Annotated in this window: 1 tRNA gene; it reads right to left on the bottom strand. The window is 52.2% G+C overall.

Annotation, left to right across the window (positions count from 1 at the left end):
- Nucleotide 1: 1 nt before the first annotated feature.
- Nucleotides 2–75: transfer RNA gene (locus L975_RS17095), tRNA-Arg, on the bottom strand.
- Between the last annotated feature and the right edge of the window lie 149 nt (nucleotides 76–224).

Below are 224 nucleotides of genomic sequence, written 5' to 3' on the forward strand. Positions count from 1 at the left end.
GTGCATCCGAGAGGATTCGAACCTCTGACCGCTCGGTTCGTAGCCGAGTACTCTATCCAGCTGAGCTACGGATGCAAATCTGGTTGACTGTAACAGCCGTGATACCGATTTATGTCGGCTTAATGCCGTTCATCACTATCACTTTTTGTATGGTGCATCCGAGAGGATTCGAACCTCTGACCGCCCGGTTCGTAGCCGGGTACTCTATCCAGCTGAGCTACGGA

The organism is Plesiomonas sp. ZOR0011, assembly GCF_000800945.1.
In the GTDB taxonomy this organism is placed as follows: Bacteria; Pseudomonadota; Gammaproteobacteria; order Enterobacterales; family CAMTGL01; genus Plesiomonas; species Plesiomonas shigelloides.